Source organism: Streptomyces sp. NPDC001027 (assembly GCF_040299045.1).
In the GTDB taxonomy this organism is placed as follows: Bacteria; Actinomycetota; Actinomycetes; order Streptomycetales; family Streptomycetaceae; genus Streptomyces.
The window spans coordinates 1-23578 of record NZ_JBEPBI010000124.1 but is presented as its reverse complement, the minus strand read 5'-3'; the positions used below and the strand labels follow the sequence as shown (position 1 = coordinate 23578).

At 73.0% G+C, this 23578-nt stretch carries 18 protein-coding genes and 1 pseudogene; 7 read left to right on the top strand and 12 right to left on the bottom strand.

Going from position 1 to position 23578, the window contains the following annotated elements:
- The 7 genes from ABT300_RS27750 to ABT300_RS27720 form a co-directional block, all read right to left on the bottom strand.
- Positions 1-156: ATP-binding cassette domain-containing protein (locus ABT300_RS27750; RefSeq protein WP_351681043.1), on the bottom strand; the 156-nt coding region annotated here is incomplete at its 3' end.
- Entirely contained in the window at positions 149-556 is a 408-nt protein-coding gene (locus tag ABT300_RS27745) for a GntR family transcriptional regulator (RefSeq protein ID WP_351681040.1), read from the bottom strand. The genes ABT300_RS27745 and ABT300_RS27750, both read right to left, overlap by 8 nt.
- Positions 557-664: 108 nt before the next feature.
- Entirely contained in the window at positions 665-2494 is a 1830-nt protein-coding gene (locus ABT300_RS27740) for an ABC transporter ATP-binding protein (protein ID WP_351681037.1), read from the bottom strand.
- Positions 2495-4345, bottom strand: coding sequence for a S9 family peptidase (locus tag ABT300_RS27735; RefSeq protein ID WP_351681034.1), 1851 nt, complete (start codon positions 4343-4345; stop codon positions 2495-2497).
- Positions 4335-5132, bottom strand: a complete 798-nt coding sequence (locus tag ABT300_RS27730) for a hypothetical protein (RefSeq protein WP_351681032.1) — start codon at positions 5130-5132, stop codon at positions 4335-4337. Before ABT300_RS27730 ends, ABT300_RS27735 begins: the two co-directional genes overlap by 11 nt.
- Before the next feature lie 3 nt (positions 5133-5135).
- Positions 5136-5396 carry an actinodefensin-associated protein B gene (adfB, locus tag ABT300_RS27725; protein WP_351681030.1) on the bottom strand — a complete coding sequence of 87 codons (261 nt, stop codon included), beginning with the start codon at positions 5394-5396 and terminating at the stop codon, positions 5136-5138.
- On the bottom strand, positions 5393-6874 hold the full coding sequence (locus ABT300_RS27720) for a hypothetical protein (RefSeq protein ID WP_351681027.1): 1482 nt from the start codon (positions 6872-6874) through the stop codon (positions 5393-5395). The genes adfB and ABT300_RS27720 overlap by 4 nt, the downstream gene beginning before the upstream one ends.
- Between ABT300_RS27720 and ABT300_RS27715 the strand changes: the two genes are divergently transcribed.
- The 4 genes and pseudogenes from ABT300_RS27715 (at position 6860) to ABT300_RS27705 (ending at position 10492) form a co-directional block, all read left to right on the top strand.
- Complete coding sequence (locus tag ABT300_RS27715; RefSeq protein ID WP_351681024.1) at positions 6860-8224, top strand: alpha/beta hydrolase; 1365 nt, start codon at positions 6860-6862, stop codon at positions 8222-8224. The two genes, ABT300_RS27720 and ABT300_RS27715, sit on opposite strands and share 15 nt — an antisense overlap.
- A gap of 33 nt (positions 8225-8257) precedes the next feature.
- The gene (locus tag ABT300_RS27710) at positions 8258-9667 is read left to right on the top strand and encodes an NB-ARC domain-containing protein (protein ID WP_351681022.1); all 1410 of its coding nucleotides are present in this window, start codon (positions 8258-8260) and stop codon (positions 9665-9667) included.
- Positions 9668-9903: 236 nt separating this feature from the next.
- A pseudogene (locus tag ABT300_RS44560) lies at positions 9904-10127 on the top strand (MFS transporter); the annotation flags it as partial.
- 8 nt (positions 10128-10135) lie between these two features.
- Positions 10136-10492 carry an MFS transporter gene (locus ABT300_RS27705; protein ID WP_351681019.1) on the top strand — a complete coding sequence of 119 codons (357 nt, stop codon included), beginning with the start codon at positions 10136-10138 and terminating at the stop codon, positions 10490-10492.
- 222 nt (positions 10493-10714) lie between these two features.
- Here ABT300_RS27705 and ABT300_RS27700 read toward each other — a convergent pair whose 3' ends face one another.
- Both ABT300_RS27700 and ABT300_RS27695 read right to left on the bottom strand, forming a co-directional pair.
- Complete coding sequence (locus tag ABT300_RS27700) at positions 10715-11488, bottom strand: hypothetical protein (RefSeq protein WP_351681017.1); 774 nt, start codon at positions 11486-11488, stop codon at positions 10715-10717.
- The gene (locus ABT300_RS27695; protein WP_351681014.1) at positions 11485-13149 is read right to left on the bottom strand and encodes a serine/threonine-protein kinase; all 1665 of its coding nucleotides are present in this window, start codon (positions 13147-13149) and stop codon (positions 11485-11487) included. Before ABT300_RS27695 ends, ABT300_RS27700 begins: the two co-directional genes overlap by 4 nt.
- 310 nt (positions 13150-13459) lie before the next feature.
- Here ABT300_RS27695 and ABT300_RS27690 point away from each other — a divergent pair, with 310 nt between their 5' ends.
- Positions 13460-16330, top strand: a complete 2871-nt coding sequence (locus ABT300_RS27690; RefSeq protein WP_351681011.1) for a helix-turn-helix transcriptional regulator — start codon at positions 13460-13462, stop codon at positions 16328-16330.
- Positions 16331-16352: 22 nt separating this feature from the next.
- On the opposite strand, the gene ABT300_RS27685 is transcribed toward ABT300_RS27690, so the two are convergent.
- A complete protein-coding gene (locus tag ABT300_RS27685) occupies positions 16353-17666 on the bottom strand; it encodes a TolB family protein (protein WP_351681009.1) in 1314 nt (437 codons plus the stop codon).
- A 200-nt stretch (positions 17667-17866) separates the two neighbouring features.
- Here ABT300_RS27685 and ABT300_RS27680 point away from each other — a divergent pair, with 200 nt between their 5' ends.
- Positions 17867-18304 carry a VOC family protein gene (locus ABT300_RS27680; RefSeq protein WP_351681006.1) on the top strand — a complete coding sequence of 146 codons (438 nt, stop codon included), beginning with the start codon at positions 17867-17869 and terminating at the stop codon, positions 18302-18304.
- Positions 18305-18362: 58 nt separating this feature from the next.
- Here the strand turns inward: ABT300_RS27680 and ABT300_RS27675 are convergent, their stop codons facing one another.
- Both ABT300_RS27675 and ABT300_RS27670 read right to left on the bottom strand, forming a co-directional pair.
- Positions 18363-19292 (bottom strand): ADP-ribosylglycohydrolase family protein, encoded by a 930-nt coding sequence (locus tag ABT300_RS27675; RefSeq protein ID WP_351681003.1) that lies wholly within the window; start codon positions 19290-19292, stop codon positions 18363-18365.
- A gap of 45 nt (positions 19293-19337) precedes the next feature.
- A complete protein-coding gene (locus tag ABT300_RS27670) occupies positions 19338-20156 on the bottom strand; it encodes an SAM-dependent methyltransferase (protein WP_351681001.1) in 819 nt (272 codons plus the stop codon).
- Positions 20157-20513: 357 nt separating this feature from the next.
- Between ABT300_RS27670 and ABT300_RS27665 the strand changes: the two genes are divergently transcribed.
- Positions 20514-23165: an RICIN domain-containing protein gene (locus tag ABT300_RS27665; protein WP_351680998.1), complete on the top strand. Its 2652-nt coding sequence runs from the start codon at positions 20514-20516 to the stop codon at positions 23163-23165.
- The last annotated feature ends 413 nt before the right edge of the window (positions 23166-23578 follow it).

Sequence of the window (23578 nt, the reverse complement as noted above, 5' to 3'; positions counted from 1 at the left end):
GTTGAGGGTGCTCTTGCCCGCCCCGTTGGGGCCGACGAGGGCGGAGACCCGGCCGCGCGGCAGCCCGAAGGTGCAGTCCTGGAGCGCCCAGCCCCGCTTGTAACGTTTGCCGAGTCCCCGGGCGCTCAGCACCTCTGCGGCTTCCTTGTCACTCAACGGGCTCCACTCCTTCGGTCGTCAGGTACTGCGCGTCGGCGACGTCCTGGAACAGGGCGTCCACGTCCTCGCGCTCCAGCCCCGCGTCGCGTGCCGCCGACATCCAGCGTTCGAGTTCGTCGCGCAGGGGTGCTCCGGCCGCTGTCGCCGGCGTCGCGAGGGACTTGCGGACGAAGGTGCCCAGTCCTTGGCGCGGCTCCACCAGGCCGTCCCGCTCCAGTTCGCGGTAGGCCCGCAGCACCGTGTTGGGGTTGAGCGCCGTGGCCGCGACGACTTCCTTCGCCGTCGGCAGGCGGTCCCCCGGCCCCAGCAGACCGAGCCGCAGTGCGTGCTTGACCTGATGGACGAGCTGGACGTAGGTGGCGACTCCGGAGCGGCGGTCGATCCGGAACTCGATCATGGCACCATCATTCCACTAATTGTTTAGTGGAATGAGCATGAGGGAGTCCGAGGAGCGGTGTCAAGCGCTCCGCGTCCGCCCGTGGACGGCGTCACCCGGACAGCGCGGCTACGCGTCCTGGTAGGCGTCGGCCTGAAGGCGGTACAGGCGTGTGTAGACGCCGTCCGCCTTCAACAGGCTGTCGTGATCGCCCTGTTCGACGACCTCGCCGCCGTCGAGCACATAGATCCGGTCCGCTTCGCGCACGTTGGCGAACCGGTGGGTGATGAGCAGGACCGTGCGGTCGGCGAACAGCTCTCTGATCCGTCCGAAGAGCTCGGCCTCCGCCTGCGGGTCGAGGGAGGCCGAGGGCTCGTCGAGCACCACGAAGTCCGAGTCGCGGTAGAAGGCGCGGGCCAGGGCCAGCCGTTGCCACTGACCCAGTGAGAGGTCGGCGCTGTCGCTGAACTCCTTGCCGAGGACGGTGTCGTAGCCCCGGGGCAGTCGATCGAGGAAGGCATGGGCCCCGGCTCGTTCGGCCGCCCGGGCGGCGCGGGCGCGGTCGGGGGGCGTCTGCGGTCTGCCGTACGTGATGTTGTCCGCGGCCGACAGCTTGTACCGGACGAAGTCCTGGAAGACCACGGCGGTCGTGTCCCGCAGCGTTCCCGGTTCCGGGTCCGGTTCGCCGTTGTACGTCAACTGCCCGCTGTCCGGCCGGTAGAGGCCGGAGAGGATCTTCGCCAGCGTCGTCTTCCCCGATCCGTTCACGCCGACGAGCGCGACGATCTCGCCGGCCCGCAGGGTGACGCCCACGTTCTTGAGGACGGGCGTGGTCATGCCCGGATAGCGGAAGCCGATCGACTCGGCGTGCAGCGAGACGAAGCCGTCCCGGGCGGTCCCGGGCCGGGAGTCCTCGCCGTCCGCGTCCTCCGTGACGCCGAACTCACGCAGGTCCCTGAGGTAGAGGACGGACTCGCCGAGGCCGTTGACCAGAGCGCCGATCATCTGCATCCGCAGGGAGATCTGCCACAGGCCGACGAGTGCCGTCAGCGCGGTGGGCAGCCCGACCGTCTCCGTCGCGACCAGCCACCACATCGTGCCGATCACCGCCGCCGTGGTCAGGTCCCCGGTCAGCCGGGCCGTGATCTTGCGGCGCGCGTGCAGCCGGTGCATGGCCTCGGCCTCGGTGATCTCGCGCTGGAACTGCTCGTCCCAGCGTCCGCGCAGCGTCGGGCCCAGGTGCAGGGAGCGGATCTCCTTGGCCTCTTCCCGGCCCGTGAGCAGCCGTTCCAGGTACTGCCGGGCCCGCCGGTTCTCGGACAGCGCGCGGTGCAGGCCGTAGCCCGCGCTGCGTTCCTCGCGCGACGCGCGCAGCGTCGGGATCACCGACATCAGCGCCAGCGGCAGCAGCCACCAGACGGTCATCAGCAGGACCCCGCTGACCGCGCAGACCGTCAGCATCGCCTGGAGCGCGCCGGCCAGCGCGGTCACCACCATGGCCGGCTGCGAACGGGAGGCGAACACGGCGCGTTGCAGCCGGTCGTGGAACGCCGGGTCCTCGAACCGCGCCAGTTCGGCCCGGTCGGCGGCGCGCAGCACGCTCGCCACGGCGTAGCGGTCCACCTTCACCGCGAGGATGCGCTGCCGGGCGGCGGCGGCCACCCTGAGGACCCCGGAAGCGGTGCCGAGGGCCGCGACCCCGGCGATCACCGGGATCAGCACCTGTGCTCCGGGAGGGGAGGCCGGGCCCGCTCCGGCGCCGGTCAGGGCGCCGCCCACGACCTGCCGCAGGAGCAGCAGGACCGCGACGAGTCCGAGGGCGGAGACGCACTGCGCGGTGAGCACCTGGAGCAGACTGCGCCGGTCGGCCCGCCAGGCGAGCTGCACGGCGAAGCGCGCGTTGCGGGCGAGCTCCCGCAGCGGGACGGCGTGGTCGGCGCCGCGGTCGTCACGAGGCATTCAGCGGCGTCCCAGCCAGTCGTCGTGCTCCTCAACGACGGCGCGAAGGGCCTCCCGGGAGTGGACGGTGTGTCCTTCGCCGGGCAGCAGGAGCAGCCGTGCGTGGCCGCCGGTGGCGACGATCGCCCGGTACAGGCCGACGGCCTGGTCCGCAGGGGTGGCCGGGTTGGCGTCCTCGGCGCCGTGCACGAGGAGCACGGGCCCGCGCAGCCGGTCGGCGAAGTTCAGGGCGCTGAACTCGCGGTAGACCTCAGGGGCCTGCCACAGGGTGCGGCGCTCGTAATGGAAGCCCGTCGGCGTCAGCGTGCGGTTGTAGCAGCCGCTGTGCGCGACGGCGCCCGCCGGGCCTTGCGCGTGCGCGAGGGCGTACAGGGCCAGGGTGGCGCCGAAACTGTGCCCGCCGACCATGACGGGCGACGGGTGCTCGGTGTGCAGGAGGGCGACGGACTCCTCGACGGCGGCGACGATCTGAGCCTGCGGCACCTTCGGCGTGGCGTCGTCCGGCCAGTGCAACGGCAGATCGAGGACCGCGCTGCGGTGACGGCCCGCGGTGAGGAAGACCGGGGCCGCCGACGAGGGCCGCTCTCCGTGACGCAGGGCGCGGATCCACAGCAGCCACGCGCCCGTGCCGTGGGGGAGGACGGTGAGCGCGGCCGGGCCGAATCCGGTGTCGACGCGGTGCCTGCGGACACCGGCGTCGGCGGTCTCGACGGCATCGATACCAGCCGTGGGGACGGCGGCGGCCCCGCGGACGGCGGCAGCCATGGGGGCGGCCGTGGCCCCGCGGACCGTGGCGTCGGCGGGGGCTGCTGAATCCGCGGGCGCTCCCGCCGAAGCATCCCAGCCCCCGTTCCCGTCGCCGTACGCGTCCTCGTCCCCGGTGGTCGGCGCGGCCCTGCGCGTTTGCGGGGAGCCGGGCTGTAAGGGGAGGAGCCCGGGGACGTCGGTGTGGCGCAGCCTGCCGGGGTGGCCGATGGAGACGAGCGAGCGCGTCCACCGCAGTCCGTTGTCGTCCTGGCTGTCGCCCGTGCCGTGGGCGTGTTCGAGGAGCAGGTCCGCGGGACCGGCCGCGCGCAGTTCCCGGACCAAGAGGGGAGGGGTCAGGAAGAGCGGCGTCCCCTCGTCCGGGTCGAGAACGGCGACCCTGGTGCCCGCGAGGTGCAGCAACACGTCCTCGTCCGGTTCGAAGGTGACGAAGCGTGGACCGGTGGCCTCCAGACGCACGGGCCTGTAGGGCTCGCCCACCTCCGCCCGGCCGGCCGTCTGCTGTTCCCGGTCCCGCTCTCCCCGCTGCTGGGCCTCCTGCGTCTCCTGATTCGCGCGAGTCGCCGGAGTCGCCCGGGGGGCCTCGGGCCGTCGCCGGTCCCGGCTTGTGCGGTCCGCGAGGAGGAGGGCGACCCTGCCGTCGTCGAGCCAGCCGACCGGTCCCTGACCGGACGGGCCGAGCGCGGTCAGCCCGGTGGCGGCCGGTACGCCCGGGTGGGTGCGGGCCGTGCGGGAGGCGTAGTCGGCCGTCCACAGGTACGCGGTGCGGTCCCGTGCGGATATCGCGAGTCCTGCGAGCAGGGGCAGCCGCGGGTGCCAGGCCAGGGTCGAGGGCAGCAGCGCGGGGACGGGCAGTCGCCAGGGTCTGCCCGGATCGTCGCGCAGGTGCAGGTCGGCGTGGTCGGGGCGAGCCCGGCCCGGTACGAGTCCGGCCAGGGCGGGGTCCAGGGTCAGCCCGCGCCACTGGACCGCGGCCGGGTTGCGTTCCCGGACCGAGGGATGGACGGGGCCGGTCAGTTCGAGTGCGGCCAGGCCGTCTGGTGCGGTGCGGCGGTAGCGGCGGGTGCGGTCGAAGTCATCGGACACGGGCACCTGCCGGTGTCCCGGTCAGGGTGACGGCGTCGACCAGGGCCTTCACCGCGCCGATGCCCGAGGCCGGGGCGCACACCGGCTGCCCCGCGTCGTCGAGTCCGACCGCGCACGGGACGCCCAGCCCGTGCAGCGCGCCGGGCAGTTCGGCCTCGCGGGCCACCGTGACCATGGTGACGGCGGCGAGCCGCTGGGGCTCTCCGGCGGCCAGCAGGTGCTTGAGGGACCGGCAGGACGGACAGTCGTCCGCGACGTACATCCGTACGGAGCTGATCTGTTCGGCGCACCTGGGGGAGGAGTCCTGCGCTGAGCGCTGCCGCCGGTCGATCGTCGTCAGGACGCCCAGGGTGGCCCCGCAGGCGACGGCCGCGCCGCACGCCCGCCACAGCAGGCCGCCACCGTGGGCGGGCAGCGCCAGGGCCGCTGCCGCGAGCAGCAGCCCGACGGCGTCGACGCCGATGTGGGCCTTGCCGACGGAGGCGAGCCGGGCCAGTCCGAAGCAGGCGCACCTGCGGCCCCGGGTGCGGACGGCGGCCACGGTCAGGCACGCGTAGGCCAGGCACGCGAGTGCTGCCGCCCACCGCGTGGGCAGCACAACTGCCCCGGCCGCCGCGAGCAGTTCGGCCGCGCCCACCAGGCGGGGGCCCGCCGGGGCGGCGAGCGGTCCCGAGCGGACGGGCCAGGACAGCCGCTCGGGGTCGGCGGCGAGTTTGGCGACGCCCGCGACGACGAGGGGACCCGTCAGGGCGGCGAGGGCGAGGTCGGCGAGTACGGTCAGGGCCATCGGTCACTCACTCCGATCGGTGACGAGCCAGCCGGCCGCGATCAGCCGGACGGCGACACGGGCGGGCCACGGTCCGGCCTCCGCCGGCGGCATGCCCTGGTGCAGCAGTCGCTCCACCAGCGCGGCCTCGCGTTGCCGGAGGTCGAGTACGGCGAGGGTGCGGCCGTCGGCCAGCACGGCCCCGCCGAACGGGAGGAAGGTGAGGGTGACGGCGGACCTTAGGGCGAGCGCGGCGCCCGCGGCGGGCGGGGCCCCGGCGGTCATGAGCGCTCCCTCAGCCAGCGGTCCAGCCAGACGAGACGCAGCAGCGGCAGGGCCTTCGCGGAGAGAGCCGCACCGTCCTGGAGGTCGGCGAGGACGGCGGCGGGATCGACCAGGCCCAGATCGCCGAGCGCGCATTCCCGGCCCAGTTCCGCCGTGATCTTCCTGCGTTCGCGGTGGAGGTAGCCGGCGGCGCACAGCCGCAGCCAGTGCCCGTGCGACGCCCTGGACAGCCCGTCCACCCCGGCCGCGGCCAGGACGCGGTGCAGGGGCAGGTGGTTCTGCAGGGCGCCGCGCCGGATGCGGCCCCGGGCGCGCGGCGGCAGGGCGTGGGCGGCCGCGAGCACCTCCGGGTCCGCGGCGGGCAGCGACGCGCCGTCGGCTCCGCGCTCCTCGAGTCCGCCCATCAGCGTTCCGACGACGGGCTGCAGGGCGTCGAGGCGGTCCTGCCACACGGCCATCGACCCGCGGTGCGCCGTCTCGTAGGCCTGTCTGCCCTCCTCGGTCAGCCAGCCCAGTCCGCTGCCGCCGGTAGGTGAGGGCGGCGGCGGGGCGCCGATCTGCTGGGCGTCGGGTTCGCCGGTTGATCCGGGGCGTCTGCCCGGGGTGTAGACGACGCGGTTGTCGAGGAGTTCGACGGCGTCGGCGAGCGTGTCGAGGGCGCCGGAGATGTGGAAGGGCTCGCAGGTGAGCAGTCGCCAGGAGCGCGGGCCGCGCGGGACGTCCGGGAGTTTGACGGAGACCAGGGACGCGAGCAGCGCGCCGGAGACCACCGGGAGCGCACTCTCGCCCGAGAGCGCGGCGTGCAGTCTGCGGGGGGCGACGAACTCCGGCAGGGGCGGCAGCAGTTCGGCGCCGGTCACCGTGTGGTGGTCGACCAGGGCGCAGGGGTCCACCCTCACCGGTCGCGGATCGAGCAGGGGGACCGCCGCCGGCGGGCGCTGCCCGGGCAGTCCCAGGTCGGCGTGGACCACGCGGGCGCGGTGACCGGCGCCGGCGGCGACCACGGCCAGATAGGCGGAGGACACTCCGCCGCTGTAGCCGATCGCATAGTGGTCCCCGTTGCGGGCGAGCGCGTCGCGTACGGCGTCCTCGAGCCGTCGCGCAACGGGCAGTTCGGGCGGCGTCTGGGTCACGGTGACGCCGTCCGCGTCGACGCGGATCTCGGTGTCGAGGGTGAGGCGGCGCACGCCCGGCAGCGGGCTGTGGTCGGCGGGGGCGGCCTGACCGTGCATCAGGGCGAGCAGTGCGCCGGGCTCCGGTTCCAGCCTGGCTCCCGGCGCGAGGAAGGCCGCGAGGTCGTCGCCGAACTCCAGACGTCCGTACCCGGCGCGGAAGTACACCGGGCGGGTGTGCGCCCGCTCGCGCCGCAGACGGAAGGACGCGCCGGTCGACTCCGCGCGCAGGCCCAGTTCGGCCGACGGGACCGAGGGGGCGCGCACCCGGCCGACGGCTCGGTCGACATCGTGCTGCTGCGTCACCGGGCCACCGACCCGGAGCGTCGCCGCGGCGCCCTGTTCGTGAACCCGGGCGGGCCCGGCAGCTCCGGACTCCACACCGCCTACCGCGCCGAGCGCTTCCTCGAGCCCGAGGTCCTCGCCCGCTACGACGTGATCGGCTTCGACCCGCGCGGCGTCAACCTGAGCGATCCGCTCACGTGCTTCCGCAGCCAGAGCGAACACGACAGCGCCCTCCAGGGCCGCCTCGTCGTGCCCGTCGGCGGGAAGCAGGTCGCCGCGACAATGGCGGCCGCCGCCCGGCACACCGCCGCCTGCGCGCAGCACGCCGGCCCCCTGCTCCCACACATGACCACCCTCGACGCCGCCCGCGACCTGGACCGGCTGCGACAGGCCGTCGGGGAGTCCCGGCTGAGCTTCGTGGGCTTCTCGTACGGCACCCTGCTCGGCGCCACCTATGCCAACCTCTACCCACGCCGCATCGACGCCATGGTGCTGGACGGCGCCGTCGACCCCCGACTGCGCTCCGCCGACGGCCTCGCGTACGACCGGCAGCGCGCGGCGGGAATGGAGCTCGCGCTGACCGAGTTCCTGCGCGTGTGCGACGCCGCGGACGACCTCTGCGCGTTCAGCGCGGGCGACCCCCGCCGACGGCTCGACCGCATCCTCACCCGACTGCGCGGCGGCTCGCTGCGGCTGCCCGACGGCGCCGACATGACCCTGAGCGCCGTCACCTCACTGCTCGCCGACTCCCTCGCCACCCCCTCCCGTCTCCCCGGCCTCGCCCGCACGCTGGCACTCCTGGACGCCGCGCCCCACACCCCGCGAACGGCCGGCGCCGAACCCACCGCACCGAGCGTGCACGACCGGACTCTTGCAGCGGACGACGACAACGAGGACGACGACGGCGTCAGCGAGCCGCCGTACCGGGGCGACGACTCGGAACCGGCCTACAACTGCCTGGACAAGCCCTATCCGGCGAGCCCCCGGACCTGGCCCGGGCGCGCCGGCCGCTGGGAGCGCACGGCGCCGCACTTCGGGCGGATGATCGCCATGGAGTCGGCCGTCTGCGCCACCTGGCCGGAGCGACCCGCCCGGGCCGACCGGTACACCGGACCATGGGACCGGCCCACGGACCGGCCCGTCCTCGTGATCGGCAACCTGTACGACCCCGTCACCCAGTACCGCTTCGCGGAACGGCTGACCGAACAGCTCGGCCGGGCCGAGCTCGTCACCGTCGACATGATCGGCCACACCGCGCTGGGCATGAGCGCGTGCGCCGACGAGATCACCACCCGATACCTGCTCGGCGGTGCGCCCGCGCAGGCGCGCGTCTGCACGCCGGACGACCCGCCCTTCACCGTCAGAGACTGAGCAGACCCACTGACTCATCAGGGGGAAGAAACGATGACCACGGACATCCCGCTCAACGCCGACTGTCCGCTGCCGGACCCGGCCGGGCTTCACACCGAACGTGAACTCGTGGCGGTGCTCCGGCTGCTGAAGGACCGCACCGGACTCACCTACCGCCAGCTGGAGAGCCGGGCCAGACGGGCCGGGCACCGGCTGCCCCGCTCGACGATCGCCTCGGTGCTCGCCCGGACGACCCTCCCTCGGGAGGAGTTCGTCACCGCCCTCGTGTGCGCCTGCGGGCTGAACCCGGCGCCGTGGCAGGCGGCGCACCGAAGAATCGCCGGACAGGCGGTGCACACGGACGCCGCCGACCCGCACGAGACCGCCCCCCGCCCCTGGCAGATGCCGTACTGCGCGCCCGGCCTGCGCGGTCACGACGAAGAGGTCGACTCCGTCGTGACCTGGCTGACCAACGCGCAGGACCCCGCCCCGGTCCAGGTCATCACCGGGCCGCCCGGCGTCGGCAAGTCCGTCGTAGCGCTGCGCGCCGTCGGCCGGGCCGCCGCCCACTACCCCGACGGCCAGTTGTACGTGGAGCTGCGCCGACCGCGACCGATGGCGGAGCCACTGCCCGCGGCCGACGTCGTCGACCGGCTGCTCCGAGGCTTCGGCTTCCCCCCGGCGCAGCTCCCCGCCGGGGCCGCCGAGCGCGCGGCCCTGCTGCGCACCACGCTCACCGAGCGCAAGGTCCTGGTGGTGCTGGACGACGCCGCCTCGGCCGCGCAGATACGCTCCCTCGTGCCCGCCCGCAAACGCAGCGCCCTGCTCGTCACCTCGCGGTTCAGTCTCGTCGCCCTGCACGGTTCCCGGCGCGCCCGGCTGCGTCCGTTGCCGGCGCCCGAGGCCGAGGCCGCGCTGCGGCAGCTGCTCGGCGACGAGCGGGCCGGTCCGAGCTCCCGGGCGTTGCGCGCGCTGGCCTCGTACTGCGGCGGATTACCGCTGATGCTCCGGATCACCGCCGCGCGGCTGGCCGCCCGCACGGATCTGTCGGTCGACGCCCTCGCGAGCCGGCTCGCCGACGAACGCGACCGTCTGGGCGCGCTGCGCGTCGCGGGCCTGGAGGCCCGGGCCAGTCTCGCCGACAGCTACCAGGACCTGACACGCGTAGACGACGCCGACCGCACGCTCGTGCGGACCTTCCTGTTCTTCGGCCGGTCGCGCGAGCCGGAGATCAGGCTGTCCCACCTGGCCGACGTGCTCGACGTCTCCCACGCGCGGGCGGAGTGGGCCGCGGAGCAGCTGTTGGACAGCCACCTGGTCGAGGTCACGCCCACGGGCCGCTACCGCATGCACGACCTGCTGCGGTGTTTCGCCAGGGAGCTGGCCGAGCGGGAGCACACGGCGGAGAAGGGCCGGTGGTCGGGGCCGATCGGCATGCTGACCACCCGCACCACCGTCGCCTGACGCACGGGGGAGCGGGCCTTGCGAGCGGCCCGTCGGCACCCTGCGAGCGGCCCGTCACCGGTCGCAGGGGGGCTCGTCCACTGCCCGCTGCGCCCGCCGTGCCTCCGCGGCGTCGAGGTGGGCCGACCGCATCAGATGCCTGTGCAACGAGGCCGGCTGTGTCCTTCTCAGTGCTGGCGCGGACGGGGCAGCAAGGCGAACGCGCTCTCCGCGATCGAGGTCAGGCGCTCGGGGCTGTGGCCGTACGCGCCTACGACATCGGTCCCGCGGACGAGGTCAGCAGCAGGCAGTGGGTCATCACGGGTTACGCGCTGGCGTTCGGCAGCCTGCTGCTGCTCGGCGGCCGACTGGGCGACCTGTTGGGCCGACGCACCCTCTTCGTGATCGGCTTGCAGGTTTCGGGGCCGCGTCCGTCGTCGGCGGCGCGGCCGGCAGCTTCGAGATCCTCGTCGCGGCACGGTGCCCGGCATGATCCTGCTGGGTCTGGGCATCGGCGCGGTGATGACCACCGCTATCCCGGGGGCGACCTCGGGCATTCACCACGAGGACTCGGGTGTCGCCTCGGCGCTGTTCAACACCGGTCAGCAAATCGGCGGCTCCATCAGCACGGCACTGCTGACCACCGTCGCCTCGTCGGCCGCGACCGACTACCTGACTTCGCACAGGCCCAGCGCGCTGGCCGCGGCGCAGGCCGGAGTAGAGGGTTACACGGCCACCCTCGCGTTTGGCTCCGGGTTCTTCGTGGTCGGTGCGGTGATCGCCGCGTTCCTGGCTCCGAATCGGGCCGTGGAGCCGTCCGAGGGCGAGCCCGTGACGGCCCACTGAGCCTGGATCCACCCAAGAGATGCCCAGCGGTCGCACTCCCGGACGAAGATGTGGCAGGCGCCGCCCACGGGCTCGCCGGAGTCCGTTCGGATGACGACGCGCCGGAGCTTGCCGCAGGCGCCGCATTCTTCTCGCCGACGGCAACATGTCGGCTTTCATTCGCTGCATTTCCCCGGGGCTCGGCACGTACGGTCGTACGACCGGTCGGGCTTGCGCAGTCGCTCAGGGACAGTCGTAGGTGAGATCGGTGACGACGGTGCGGTCGACGGGGGAGAGGAGACGCAGCTCGGCGCGCGCCGCGTAGTGGCCCTTGCCCTGGAAGGTCCACAGCAGGTGCAGGCGCGCCTGACGCCGGCCCTCGGCCACCACTTCCCGCAGGACGCCCGAGGCCGTGCCGTCGCTCCGGATCCAGCGGTACGAGAGCGTGCCCGGCCGGCCGTTGGTGGCGACGAGACCGACTACGTCCGCTGTGTCGTCGCACCCCACGACAGTCGGCCGCGCCACGACCTTCACCCCGCCCACTGTCAGAGAGGGGCCGATGCGCTGCCAGGCGAGGAGCGCGATGACGCCGATCAGCACCAGCGCAGGCAGGGCGTGTCTGCGCAGACGCCGCCGAGGCGGCGTGGGACGAGGCGGCATCGAGGGCAGCGTCCGATGGGTGCGCTGGGCGACGGCCGCTGTCACGCCCGGCCCGAACCGCAGCATCGTGCCTTCGACGCGGTCCGGTGCGGGCGCCGGCGCTGCCGGAGTCTGCGTGAAGGGCGGCGCGACGAGGTTCGAGTCCACGAGGGTCGAGTCCACGAGGGTCGAGTCCACAAGGGTCGTGTCCGCGTCGGGCGGCCGCTGGATCCAGTGACTGGCCAGCACGGTGGCGCTGTAGTCGGCGTCTTCCGGGCCGGGCCCGGCGCTCGGGGCGCGCTCGGCGACGCCGCCGAGGACCTGGGTGGGCTCGCTGTCCTCGGCGGAGGCGGGAGTGCGGTCGTGGGGAGCGGTCATCTGATTTCACACTGCCTGGTCAGGAGCTGTTGAGAGGCGCCGCCGTCGGCGGAGGCGGGGGTCGTGGTCGCCCCGATGGCCCAGTAGCAGCCAGTGCCCCGGAAGGTGTGGTCGACGGTGAGGGTGTACTGGGTGGATCCGCTGCGTGCGAAGGACTGGGACGCGCCGTCCGCCGTGCCGAGTCCGCGACCCGCGCCCGTGTACCACGAGACGTTGACGGTGAGCGGGCCGGTTCCGTCCGTCGTCACGGTGAGGGTCGCCGTGCCGGTCGTCGACCCCGTCTGCCGGAAGCCCGTCACGGCGACGTCCTTCACGGCGGGAGCCGAGGGCGGGGTCGGGGAGGCGGTCGTCGGCGTGGCCCCGGCAGTGGGTCCGCCGGGCGTCGTCTCCTCGGCCGGAGTCGTGGCGGCGGACGCCGAGGGCTCGCCCGGGTCGGTGGTCACCGGGGCGGAGACAGAAGCCGAGGCCGAGTCCGAGGGGCCGGGCGACGCGGTGGACGAGGCGGTCGAGGACGGCGACGCGGAGGGGTCGGCCGTGGTGGTCGGAGAGGCGGACGCGACCGGTTCCGCGGCTGCCTCGGCGCTGCTGGTGGCCAGGGCCTGCGCCGCCTGTTGCGGTGCGACTTCCGGGGCGTGCTGCTGTTGGTAGGTCAGGAGGACGCCCAGGAGCACGGCCGCCGCGGAGACGAGGGCCCCCGCCCGGCCGGGCAGCCACGACCGCGCGCCGCCGGGAGCGGCTCCGCTGCCCAGGACCGTGCGCGCGGTGTCCGTCGTGCTGCTCGGCGGGGCACTGCGGGCCGAGGGCAGGAGCAGCGGCGCCAGCGCCACCAGGGCGGCAAGCCGGCCGCGTCCGCGTTCCTCCCAGTCGGAGCCGTAGGCGGCGCCGGCGGCCGTCTCCAGTTCCGCGACGAACGCCTCGGCGTGTGCGGGACGTTCCAGCGGGTCCTTCGCGAGGCCGCGTCGCACCAGGTCCCGCACCGCCTCGGGGGCCTCGTCGGCGGGAATCGGCCCGTCGACATGCTGCAGGGCGAGCTCGGCGAGATTGTCGCCGGTGAACGGCCGACGGCCCGTCAGGCACTCGAAGAACGTGGCCGTGGCCGCGTACACGTCGGCGGCCGGGGAGACGGGGGACCCGGTCCACTGCTCCGGGGCCATGTAGGACGGGGTGCCGGCCGCGCTGCTGCTGGCGCCCACGTCCACGGCTATCCCGAAGTCGACGAGCCTGGACGAGCCGTCCGGCACGACCAGGACGTTCTCCGGCTTGTAGTCGCGATGGACGACACCGACGCGGTGCGCGTCGGCCAGGCCGAGCAGCGATCCCTTCAGGACCACGAGCGCCGCCTCGGGCTCGATCGGCGCCGCCCTGGTGAGCAGGGTCCGCAACGACACGCCGTCCACCAGCTCCATCACGATGGCGGCGCCGTCGGGACTCTCCACGTACTCGTACAGGTCGGCGACGTAAGGGCTCTCCAGCCCGCCGAGCAGGCGCGCCTCAGCCCTGAACCCCTGCACGAAGCCGGGCCGGGTGCGCAGTGACTCGCTGAGGTACTTGACCGCCACCGGAACGCCGGTCTCCTCGTGCACGGCCAGGACGACCCGTCCGCTCGCCCCGGCCCCGAGTTCCAGTGACTCGGTGTATCCGGGCACTGCCCATGTGTCCATTTCCATCCCCCCCACGGCCGCCGTACGGCCCGGTGTCCGCCCCCTGCGAAGCATCGGGCCACGGGTGAGGAGACACCGTTTCGGCCGCTGCGGTTGCGGTGCGACGCCTCGGCCCGCGTTCCCGACCGGTCGCCGGCGCGCGGTGGGGAGCGTACTCGCTGGGGAGAACCGCTCGATAGTGCCGCGGCACGTCCGGCGGGCGCGGGGGTGATCGGCCGGACCGCGAAGGTGATCGGCCGGACCGCCTGCCGGGCACGCTGAACGCCGGTAACATCGCCTGGTCGCGGACGGAAAGCGAGTCGACGCCAGCATGACTGACGAAGTGAGAGGCAAGCCCGTCGGCACGTTACCCGGCAGGGCGCGAGAGGTCGCGATCCTGCGCAGGGTGCTGGCGGGCGAGGACGACACGTGGTGCGTCGCGATCACCGGCGAACCGGGGATCGGCAAGAGCCGGCTGCTGACGGAGCTGGGGAACCTCGCGGACACCGAGGGCTGGACGGTCCGCGGCGCCCGCGCGGCGGAGTTCGAGTCCCACATCCCTTTCGGCGTGTTCGTCAACGCGCTCGACGACCGCCTCGCCGAGCTGGGACCCGAGCGTCTCGCCGCCCTCGGTGGGCAGCAGCTCGCACTCCTCACGAGCATCTTCCCGGCGCTTCCCGCCGCCGGGCCCGCCGACCTGGTCGACGCGGAGCGCTACCGGCTGCACCGGGCGGTGCGGGCGTTGCTGGAGCTGCTCGCCGAGCCGTCCGGGCTGGTGCTCGTCTTCGACGATCTGCACTGGGCGGACGAGGGTTCGGTCGAACTGCTCGACCACCTGTTGCGCCACCCGCCCCAGGCGCGGCTCGTCCTGGCACTGGCGGCCAGGCCCCGGCAGACGTCGCTGCGACTGTGGCACGCGCTGGCCCGCGCCGCGACCGACGGGGCGGCCGAGCTCCTGGAACTCGCCCCGCTGAGCCAAGCCGATGCCGGCCACCTCATGCCGCAACGGCTGGGCCGCTCCCGGCGGGAAGAGCTCTACCGGGCCAGCGGCGGCAACCCGTTCTACCTGGAAGCCCTCGTGCGGGCCGGGGAACGGGGCATCGCCGTCGGCGACGCGGCGCTCCACCCCGACGGGGCGCTCCCGGTGGCCGTCCACGGGGTGCTGGCCGGCGAGCTGGCCGCGCTGACCCCGCAGGAGCGCGTCGTCGCGCACGCCGCAGCAGTGGTGGGCGACGACTTCGAGGCCGATTCTCTCGCCGAGACGGCGGCGATGGACCCCGGGCCCGTCCTCGTCGCGCTCGACCGGCTCGCCGAGCGCGACCTGATACGGCTGGACGGCGCGACCGGCCGGTTCCGCTACCGCCATCCGCTGGTGCGCAGCATCGCCTACCAGGATGCCGGTCCCGGCTGGCGGCTCCAGGCATACGGCCGGGCCGCGTCGGCACTCCGCGGCAGGGGCGCGCCGCCGGCTGAGCTCGCCCGGCACGTGGAGCGATCCGCCCTCCGCGGTGACCTGGAGGCGGTCGCGGCCCTCACCGAGGCGGCCGAGGCGACGATGGACACCACGCCGACGACCGCCGGCCACTTCCTGCGCGCGGCCATCCGGTTGTTGCCCGACACGGAGTCGGCCACGCCGCAGCGCCTGATCCTGCTCGGCCGGCTGGCACATGCACTCGGCGCCACGGGCGACCTGCGGCAGGCCAGGGAGACCATGCACGAAGTGCTGCGCCTCCTGCCCCCCGAACTCACCCAGATCAGGGCCCAGACGGCGCGGGCCTGCGCCACGGTGGAGCAGATCCTCGGGCGCTACACCGAGGCCAGGGCGATGCTGCACCGCGAGTGGAAACGCGTCGAAGACGTCGACGCCCACTCGGCGGCCGTCCTGCTCGTCGCGCTCGTCGCCGGTGAAAGCGTCGAGCGCGAGCACGGACAGGACCGGGTGGAGGAGGCGATCTCCGCCGCGCGGGACGTCGGGGATCCGATGCTGCTGGCGACGGCGTTGGCGGCCGCGACGCTCATAGACCGGCGGGCGGACCGTCTTGACGAGGCGGCCGCACTCCTCGACGCGCTCCCCGACAGCGAGCTCGTCCGTGACATCGACGCGGCGTTCTGGCTGAGCTGGTCGGAGATCTCCGCCGACCGGCTCACGGCGGCGAGCCGGCACGTGAGCCGTGGCCTTCACCTGGCCCGGGCGAGCAGACAGTCCCACAAGATCGCCTTGCTGATCGCGATCCGCGGCATGGTGCACGCCTACCTCGGGGAGCTGGCGGAGGCGACGACCTGCTTCGACGACAGCCTGGAGTCGGCGGAGCTGACCGGCAGCGAGGAACTGCGCGTCATGGCGTTGACCTTCGGGTGCTGGATCACCACCTGGCGCGGCGACCTGACCGAGGCGATCCGGCTGGGCGAGGAGGCCATCGGCGTCGACGACCAGGCGACGGCCATGAGCTCCTGGCGCAGCGGCCAGGCCGAGGCGATGCTCGCGCAGGCGATGCTGCACGCGGGCGATCCCCACGCCTGCATCGAGCTGCTGCTCACCCGTGGCGGAGGCGCCGAGCTGCCCGCGGTGGGCGTGCGCACCAGGCCCCTGGTGTACCTGATGCTCACGGAGGCGGAGGTCGCGGCCGGCCAGGTCGCCGCGGCCGCGGCCTGGGCCGACCGGGCGGAGGAGGCGGCCGGTCGGCTGCAGCTTCCGCTGCGCACCGCCATGGCACAGCAGGCCCGCGCGATCGCCACGCTGCCGACGGATCCGGCGGCGGCCGCACCGCTCGCCGTCGCCGCTGCCGCCGGGTTCGGCCGGATCGGGGCGGCAGTGGAGGCCGGGCGGGCGCACCTGCTCGCGGCCATGGCGTTCGGCGCCGGCGGAGCGACCGAGCAGGCCCGTGCACATCTCGTGTCCGCCCGCGCGTTGTTCGCCCAGTGCGATGCGCGGCTGTTCCTGCCGCAGGTGGCGCGTGAAGAGCGACGCATGAACGCGCGCGGCCCCCGGCCCGAGAGCGGCGCCGGGCGATTCGACCTGACGGCCCGGGAGGTCGAGATCGTCAGACTGGTCTCGGACGGGCTGACCAACCGTGACGTCGGTCTCCGGCTGCATCTGAGTCCCAAGACCGTCGAGGTCCACCTGAGCCGGGTCTACACGAAGGTCGGCGTCTCCGGTCGCACGGCCCTGGCCGGTGTGTGGGCCGCCGTCGCGCGTGACTGAGGACGCCACGGCGGCCCGCCCCTCAGTTGCCGAGGTCGCGTACGTACAGGTTGTACCTGCGGCTGGTGCCGTCACCGCCCAGGTTCGTCGCGCTGGTCGTGAAGGCGACGTGGCGGCCGTCGGCCGAGATCGCGGCGCTGAAGCTGGAGCCGTCGCTCTGGGCGCCGTCGCCGGCGACGCTGACCCTGGTCGTGGTGGCGGTCACGCGGTCGCGCACGAACACGTCCCAGCTCGAGTTGGTGTCGCCGGTGACCAGCTTGTCCTCGCCGGACACGAACGCGATGTAGCGGCCGTCGGCGGAGAGCGTCGTCCGCTCCTGACCGGGGGTCCGGCTGTCGCCGAGGCCGTCGGGGCCGAGGTTCACCTGCGTCGTCGTCCGGGTGACCCGGTCGTACAGGAAGATGTCGGTGTCGGTCGAGTTGCCCGTGTCACCGGCCACCAGATTGGACGCGGTGGACTCGAACGCGACGTAGCGGCCGTCGGCCGAGATGGCCGCCGTGCGGCTGGCGGAATTGCCCTCCTCGCCCTGGGGGCCGACGCTGATCCGGTCGGTGCGGCCGGTCAGCCGGTCGTGCACGAACACGTCGTCCGCACGATTGGTGTCGGGGAACAGGGCCAGGGTCTTCGCCGAGGAGGAGAACGCGACGTAGCGACCGTCCGCCGAGATCGACGGCGCCTGGCTGATGTCGTCGCCCTGCCGGCCGTTGGAGTCGACGCTGACCCGGGTCGTCTCACCGGACTGCCGGTCGCGCACGAAGACGTCATGGATGTCGTTGGTGTCGCCGAACACCAGGTTCGACGCGGGGGAGTCGAACGCGACGAACCGGCCGTCGGCGGAGATCGACGGATGGAAGCTCTCGCTGTCGGCCTGCTCGCCGTCCCTGCCGACGCTGACCCTGGTCGTCTCACCGGTCTGCAGGTCGTGAACGAAGACATCGCGGTAGCGGTTGGTGTCACCGGCCGTCAGGTTCGTCGCGAAGGACTCGAACGCGACGTAGCGGCCGTCGGCGGAGATCGACGGGTTCCGGCTCGCGTTGTCGGCCTGGCCGCCCGCCGAGTCGACGCTGACCCGGGTGACGACGCCGGTCTGCCGGTCGCGTACGAACACGTCGTCAGCCCGGTTGGTGTCGCCCGGCACCAGGTCCCTTGCCAGTGAGGCGAACGCCACGTAGCGGCCGTCGGCGGAGATCGACGGGCCGCTGGCGGAGTTGCTGATCGGCGCCGTGCCCGCCGACCCAGGTTCGTCGTCCGTGGCATGCGCGACGCCGCCTGACAGCAGCGCCGCCACGATTCCCGACGCGAGCCCTGCGTTGCGGATTACGGAGTGACGTCTCATGAGTGTCCTTCTGTTCGGTTCGCCGCCGCGGCAGCGGGTTGCCGGACCAGCGTTCCGCGTCGGACCGGCCGAAGCATGAGGGAACCCCCTATGCCTGGCCGGCGTTCGCCCTCCCTCCCGTCTTCCTCGGGCTGAACACGCCCTGCTCCTGCGTCCCTGTCAGAAGGGCCCTGTCGGTCCGGCTCGGTAGCATGCGAGGCATGGGCATCAAACTGGAGAACGTCGGGATCGCCGTACGCGACCTCGAAGCGGCGATCGCCTTCTTCACCGACCTCGGCCTCACGGTCGTCGGCCGCGACACGGTAAGCGGTGAGTGGACCGACACGGCCGTCGGCCTCGACGGCAACCACGCCGACATCGCGATGCTCCAGACGCCGGACGGCCAAGGCCGCCTCGAGCTCTTCGAGTACATCCACCCCGAAGCGATCGAGACGGAGCCCACTCGACCCAACGAGATCGGCATGCATCGCGTCGCCTTCTCGGTCGACGACATCGACGCAGCCCTGGAGACGGCGGCAAAGCACGGCTGCCGTCCCCTGCGCGGCGTGGCGACCTACGAAGACATCTACAAACTCACTTACGTCCGCGGCCCCAGCGGCATCCTGGTGATGCTCGCCGAGGAACTGAAGAGGACCTGACGACCGGCCCCGTCATACAGAGTCCCTCGTGCGGTGTTCTCGTGGAGGGAGTCACGGTTCACCCTGCGAGGCGGTGGGCGAGCCGGAGCAGATCCGGCAGGCGCAGAACTCGTCCGTCGAAGCCGGGCAGGGGGACGTGGAGCGGTTGGGTCCAGCGGGCGGGGATCGCCGCCAGCCCGTGGTACGCCCCCGCGAGGCCGCCGGTCACCGCGGCGACGGTGTCCGTGTCGCCGCCCAGGTCGACCGCGGCGCGCAGCGCGTCCTCGAAGCCGGCGGTGGTGCGCAGGGCCCAGACGGCGGAGCCGAGGCAGGGCCAGACGGCGCCGTTGAACTCAGTGGCCTGATCGGGGTGCCAGTCAGGCGCGAGGACGGTGGCGTAGCGACCGCGGTGGTCGGGGTGCACGAGTGCCAGGATGTCCGGCAGCGCGGTGAGGGGATCGGCGCCGTCGAGGATGACCCGGATGAGTTCGTGGAAGATCGCGGTGCCTTCCCAGGCCGCGCGGTCGCCGTGGGTGAGGGCGGCGATGCGGCGGGCCGCGTCCATGGTGGCCGCTTGACCGGCGGACGCGAAATGAACCGCGGACGTCGACGCCCGCATCAAGGAGCCGTTTCCTGCTGCTCGTTGGTTGACCTGGAAATGGATCGCGGCAGCGAGGTCCCAGGGCATGCCGTTGGTGAGGACGTCTTCGGTCTGCAGCCCGATGTCCTTGGGGTCAGATGCCGCCCATCGCTGGAAGCGGCTGAAGATGTCCGGCAGGTCCAGTCCGCCCCGTTCGAGCAGCGACTCCGCGACCAGGACGGCCATCTGCGTGTCGTCGGTGGCCTCGCCCGGGTCCCAGCCACCGCCGCCGCACATCTCGCAGCCGGTGCCGGGCGCGGGAAACCGTGCGGAGAACGCCCCCTGGAGGCCGAACTCGAAGGGACCGCCCAGGGCGTCACCGACGGCTGAGCCGACGATCGCGCCCGCGGCACGCTGAATCCGCTTCATTCACGCAGGTTACCCACGGAGGGCCGACCCGGCAGGGGGTCGCGGTTACGGCTTGCGGGCCAGGCCGGCGGCGATGAGGTGTTGCCAGACGGTGAGTTCTCGATTTCCGGCGGCGGACCACGGGTTGTCGCGCTCCTCGGGGCGCCACAGGGACGCGGGGACGATCCCGGGGTCGAGGATCTCCAAGCCGTCCAGCAGGGAGGCGATCTCCGCGTCCGTGCGCCACCGGCCGCGGCCGAACGTCTGCTGGAGGACCTTCTCGGCCTCCTCGGTCTCCGGGTTGTTGCCGGAGCGGAAGTGGCTGATGAAGAAGTAGCTTCCGGAGGGGACCTGGTCGCGCCAGTAGCGGACGATGCCGGCCGGGTCCTCGTCGTCGTTGACGTGGTGGAGGATGGCGCTGAGGATGACGGCGACGGGACGGGAGAAGTCGATCAGCCCGCGGGTGTCGGGGTGCGTGCGGATGCCCTCGGGGTCGCGCACGTCGACCGCGACGACACGGGTCCGGTCGTTGTTCTCCAGCAACGCGCGGCCGTGGACCAGTACTTGGAGGTCGGTGTCGACGTAGACGACCCGGGACTCGGGAGCGTGACGTTGCGCGACCTGGTGGACGTTGTCCGCGGTGGGCAGGCCACTGCCGAGGTCGATGAACTGCCGGATGCCGGTGGTCGTCGCGATCTCCCTGACCGCCCGGGTCAGCGCCGCGCGGTTGGCGAAGGCGATGGCGACCGAACCGGGCAGGTCGCGCTTGAACACGTCGCCGATCTCGCGGTCCACGGCGTAGTTGTCCTTGCCGCCGAGCAAGTAGTCGTAGACGCGGGCGATGCTGGGCTTGGTCGGGTCGATGGAGGAGCCTTCGTACGTCATGGCGGTCATTCTCCCCCAACGCCGCCTGCGCATCCACGCTTTGAGGTCCCCCAGCTCCGTGAACGTCATCGAAGGGGACCACAGGCCAGTCGGCTCGCAGCACGGCGAGGGCCGTGACGGCCTTATGGAGCTCGGTGCGCTGGTCCCCTGACTCCGGTCGAGAGGAGACGCTCCACGGTGCGCAGACGCTGGTGCATGGTCTCGCGGGAGAGGCCGCCCCGGTCGGCGACTCGGAAATGTTTCTGGATCATGGCAACCCTTTGCGGAGCCTGTGACCACAAGGAGTCGGATCCGGTCATCGAGGTGTCTGGATTCGCTCGTGTCTGGTGATCGGTATGCAAGGAGAACGTCTTCCCCATGAACAACCCCACGAACGGCGGACGCCGCGGGCGTCACCGCCGTCGCTGGACCGCCACCGGTCTGCTGCTCGGCGTGCCCGCCGTCGTCCTGCCGTATCTCGTGTTCGTGCAGGAGGACTCGCAGGCCGCGACGGTCGACGCCGGTGCGTACTACCGACTGGTCTCGGTGCGCAGCGGCAAGGTGATGGACGTCAACGGGTTCTCGACCGCCGACGGCACCCGCATCCAGCAGTGGACCGACCAGAACACCGCCAACCAGCAGTGGAGGCTCAAGCCCGCGGGGGAGGGCTACTACGAGCTGGTGAACCGCAACAGCGGCAAGGTGCTGGGGATAGCGGGCAGTTCCACCGCCCGGTCGGCCGCCGCCGAGCAGCAGACCGACAGCTCCTCCACCTCCCAGGAGTGGAAGATCAAGGATGTGAGCGGTTCCGACGCCGTCACCTTCACGTCCCGCAGGAGCGGCCTGGTCCTGGACGTCTCAGCAGGCTCCACGGCCGACGGCGCGACCGTCGTCCAGTATCCGAGCAGGGGCAGCACCAACCAGCAGTGGAAGCTGGTGAAGGTCGGCGGGACCCAGACCCCTGGGTCCGGCGCCGCGCAGACCAAGGCCGCGACCGGTCCCTACTCGTGGAAGAACGCCCAAGTGGTGGGCGGCGGTTACGTCACCGGGCTGGTGTTCAACCCGCGGGAGAAGGGCCTGCTGTACGCGCGCACCGACATGGGCGGCGCCTACCGCTGGGACACCGGGGCCGAGCAGTGGATCCCGCTCACCGACCGGTTCGGCGAGAAGGACTGGAACCTGCTGGGCATCGACTCGCTGGCCACCGACCCCGCCGACCCCGCCCGGCTCTACCTCGGGGCGGGCACCTACACCAACGAGTGGGCCGGCAACGGCGCGATCCTGCGCTCCACCGACCGGGGCCGCACTTTCCAGCGCACCGAACTGCCCTTCAAGCTGGGCGGCAACGAGGACGGCCGCGGGGCGGGCGAGCGGCTCGTCGTCGACCCCGCGGACCCCGCCACCCTGCTGCTGGGCACGCGGAAGAACGGCCTGTGGCGAAGCGGCGATCACGGTGTGACATGGGGTCAGGTCTCCTCGTTCCCCGTCAAGGACGAGGCGGGCAGCGGCGGAGGGATCTCCTTCGTGACGTACGGTCCGGCCGGAAGCAGGACGGTCTACGTGGGGGTCGCCGACAGATCCGTCTCCCTGTACCGCTCCACCGACGGGGGCGGCACGTGGCAGGCCGTCGCCGGGCAGCCCACCGGCCAACTGCCGCAGCACGGCGTGGTCTCCGGCGACGGCTCGCTGTACCTGACGTACACCGACGCCCTCGGGCCCAACGGCGTGACGGCGGGCTCGGTGCGGAAGTACACGCCGAGTGGCGGCACATGGAAGGACGTTTCCCCCTCCCGGGGCAGTTACGGGTTCTCCGGTCTGGCAGTCGACCCGCAGAAGCCGTCCACGGTGATGGTCACCACCCTCGACCGCTGGTGGCCCGAGGACCAGATCTACCGGACCACCGACGGCGGCGCGACCTGGAAGGCCCTGGCCGACAAGTCGGTGCGGGACGCCTCCGCCGCTCCGTACATCGGCGCCGGCATCGGGCACTGGATGACCGCCCTGGCCATCGACCCCTTCGACTCCGGACATGTGCTGTACGGCACCGGCAACGGCATCTGGCGCAGCAAGGACGCCACCGCCTCCGACAGCGGCCGCACCAGTCACTGGACCGTGGGGGCACGGGGGCTGGAGGAGACCGCGCTGGCGGACGCCGTCGCCCCGCCCGGCGGCGCCGCCGTCGTCACCTCCATGGGGGACCAGGGCGGCTTCCGGCACGACTCGCTGACCGAGGTGCCCGCCGGGCGGCTGAGCAACCCGACGATGAGCAACAGCACCGACATCGACTTCGCCCAGTCCAACCCGTCGGTGCTGGTGCGGGTCGGTCGCGGCGGCGCGCAGGACGGCGCCTACTCCACCGACGGCGGCAGCAGTTGGCGCGGCTTCACGTCGGAGCCGGTGGCCGGCGCCGACAGCGGCCATGTCGCACTCGCGGCGGACGGCTCCACGATCGTGTGGACCGAGGCGGGCCAGGCCCCGTACCGCTCGTCCGACAAGGGCGCGAGCTGGTCGAAGGTCAGCGGGCTGGGCGCCGGCGCCGTGGTCGTCGCCGACCGGTCCTCGGCCAGGACCTTCTACTCCCTGGCCGGCGGCGCACTCCACGTCAGCACCGACGCCGGCGCGACCTTCACCGCCCGCGCCACCGGCCTGCCCGACGGCCGCCTCACGGCCGTCCCCGGCGTCGCCGGAGACCTGTGGATCGCCGGCTCCGGCAAGGGGCTGCTTCACTCCACCGACGGCGGCCGCACCTTCACCGCGCTCGACACGGTGCGGTCCGCCTCCGCCCTGGGCTTCGGCAAGGCCGCGCCCGGCGCCTCCTACCAGGCGCTGTACCTGATCGGCGCCGTCAAGGACGTCACCGGGGTGTTCCGCTCCACCGACAAGGGCGCCACCTGGCTGCGCGTCAACGACGACGCCCACCAGTGGGGCAGCATCGGCGGCATGGGCATCGTCACCGGCGATCCCGACACGTTCGGCCGCGTCTACATCGGCACCAACGGACGCGGACTCCAGTACGGCGACCCGTCCTGACCGAAGTGCCCGGGCGGGCCCGCAGGCGCGACGCCCTGCGGGCCCGCCCGGGCGTCGACGAAGGCCCGCCGCTCCCAGCGGTCCCATCGTCATCCTGGCGGACGACCTCACCAGCGCAGGGGACGGAGCCGCGCCGTTCCGCCAGGCCGGCCACGACGCCCGGATCCTGCTGACCGTCCCGGCGAGCGTGCCGTGGGACGCCGTGGGCGTCAGCGCGGTCGATCTCAGGAGAGCCGCTGGGGCACCCCACCCGCCTCGCCGGAGACCCGGACCGCATCGCAGACGACTGCCGACGAGCGGAGGCGGCCGGCTGCGCCGGCGTCGACCTCCTCGCGTACCGCGCCACCGACGCCCCCGTTATGTTTTTCGCGGTCCTGCAACAGGGCCGCTGGCCTCCGGGCCCGGCATGACTG

Coding starts and splice junctions, on each gene's coding strand:
- adfB (WP_351681030.1), bottom strand. CDS start 5,396: ATGACCGCCGGGGCCCCGCCCGCCGCGGGCGCCGCGCTCGCCCTAAGG.
- ABT300_RS27740 (WP_351681037.1), bottom strand. CDS start 2,494: ATGCCTCGTGACGACCGCGGCGCCGACCACGCCGTCCCGCTGCGGGAG.
- ABT300_RS27695 (WP_351681014.1), bottom strand. CDS start 13,149: ATGGACACATGGGCAGTGCCCGGATACACCGAGTCACTGGAACTCGGG.
- ABT300_RS27705 (WP_351681019.1), top strand. CDS start 10,136: ATGATCCTGCTGGGTCTGGGCATCGGCGCGGTGATGACCACCGCTATC.
- ABT300_RS27665 (WP_351680998.1), top strand. CDS start 20,514: ATGAACAACCCCACGAACGGCGGACGCCGCGGGCGTCACCGCCGTCGC.
- ABT300_RS27670 (WP_351681001.1), bottom strand. CDS start 20,156: ATGACGTACGAAGGCTCCTCCATCGACCCGACCAAGCCCAGCATCGCC.
- ABT300_RS27730 (WP_351681032.1), bottom strand. CDS start 5,132: ATGGCCCTGACCGTACTCGCCGACCTCGCCCTCGCCGCCCTGACGGGT.
- ABT300_RS27675 (WP_351681003.1), bottom strand. CDS start 19,292: ATGAAGCGGATTCAGCGTGCCGCGGGCGCGATCGTCGGCTCAGCCGTC.
- ABT300_RS27685 (WP_351681009.1), bottom strand. CDS start 17,666: ATGAGACGTCACTCCGTAATCCGCAACGCAGGGCTCGCGTCGGGAATC.
- ABT300_RS27710 (WP_351681022.1), top strand. CDS start 8,258: ATGACCACGGACATCCCGCTCAACGCCGACTGTCCGCTGCCGGACCCG.
- ABT300_RS27745 (WP_351681040.1), bottom strand. CDS start 556: ATGATCGAGTTCCGGATCGACCGCCGCTCCGGAGTCGCCACCTACGTC.
- ABT300_RS27690 (WP_351681011.1), top strand. CDS start 13,460: ATGACTGACGAAGTGAGAGGCAAGCCCGTCGGCACGTTACCCGGCAGG.
- ABT300_RS27680 (WP_351681006.1), top strand. CDS start 17,867: ATGGGCATCAAACTGGAGAACGTCGGGATCGCCGTACGCGACCTCGAA.
- ABT300_RS27700 (WP_351681017.1), bottom strand. CDS start 11,488: ATGACCGCTCCCCACGACCGCACTCCCGCCTCCGCCGAGGACAGCGAG.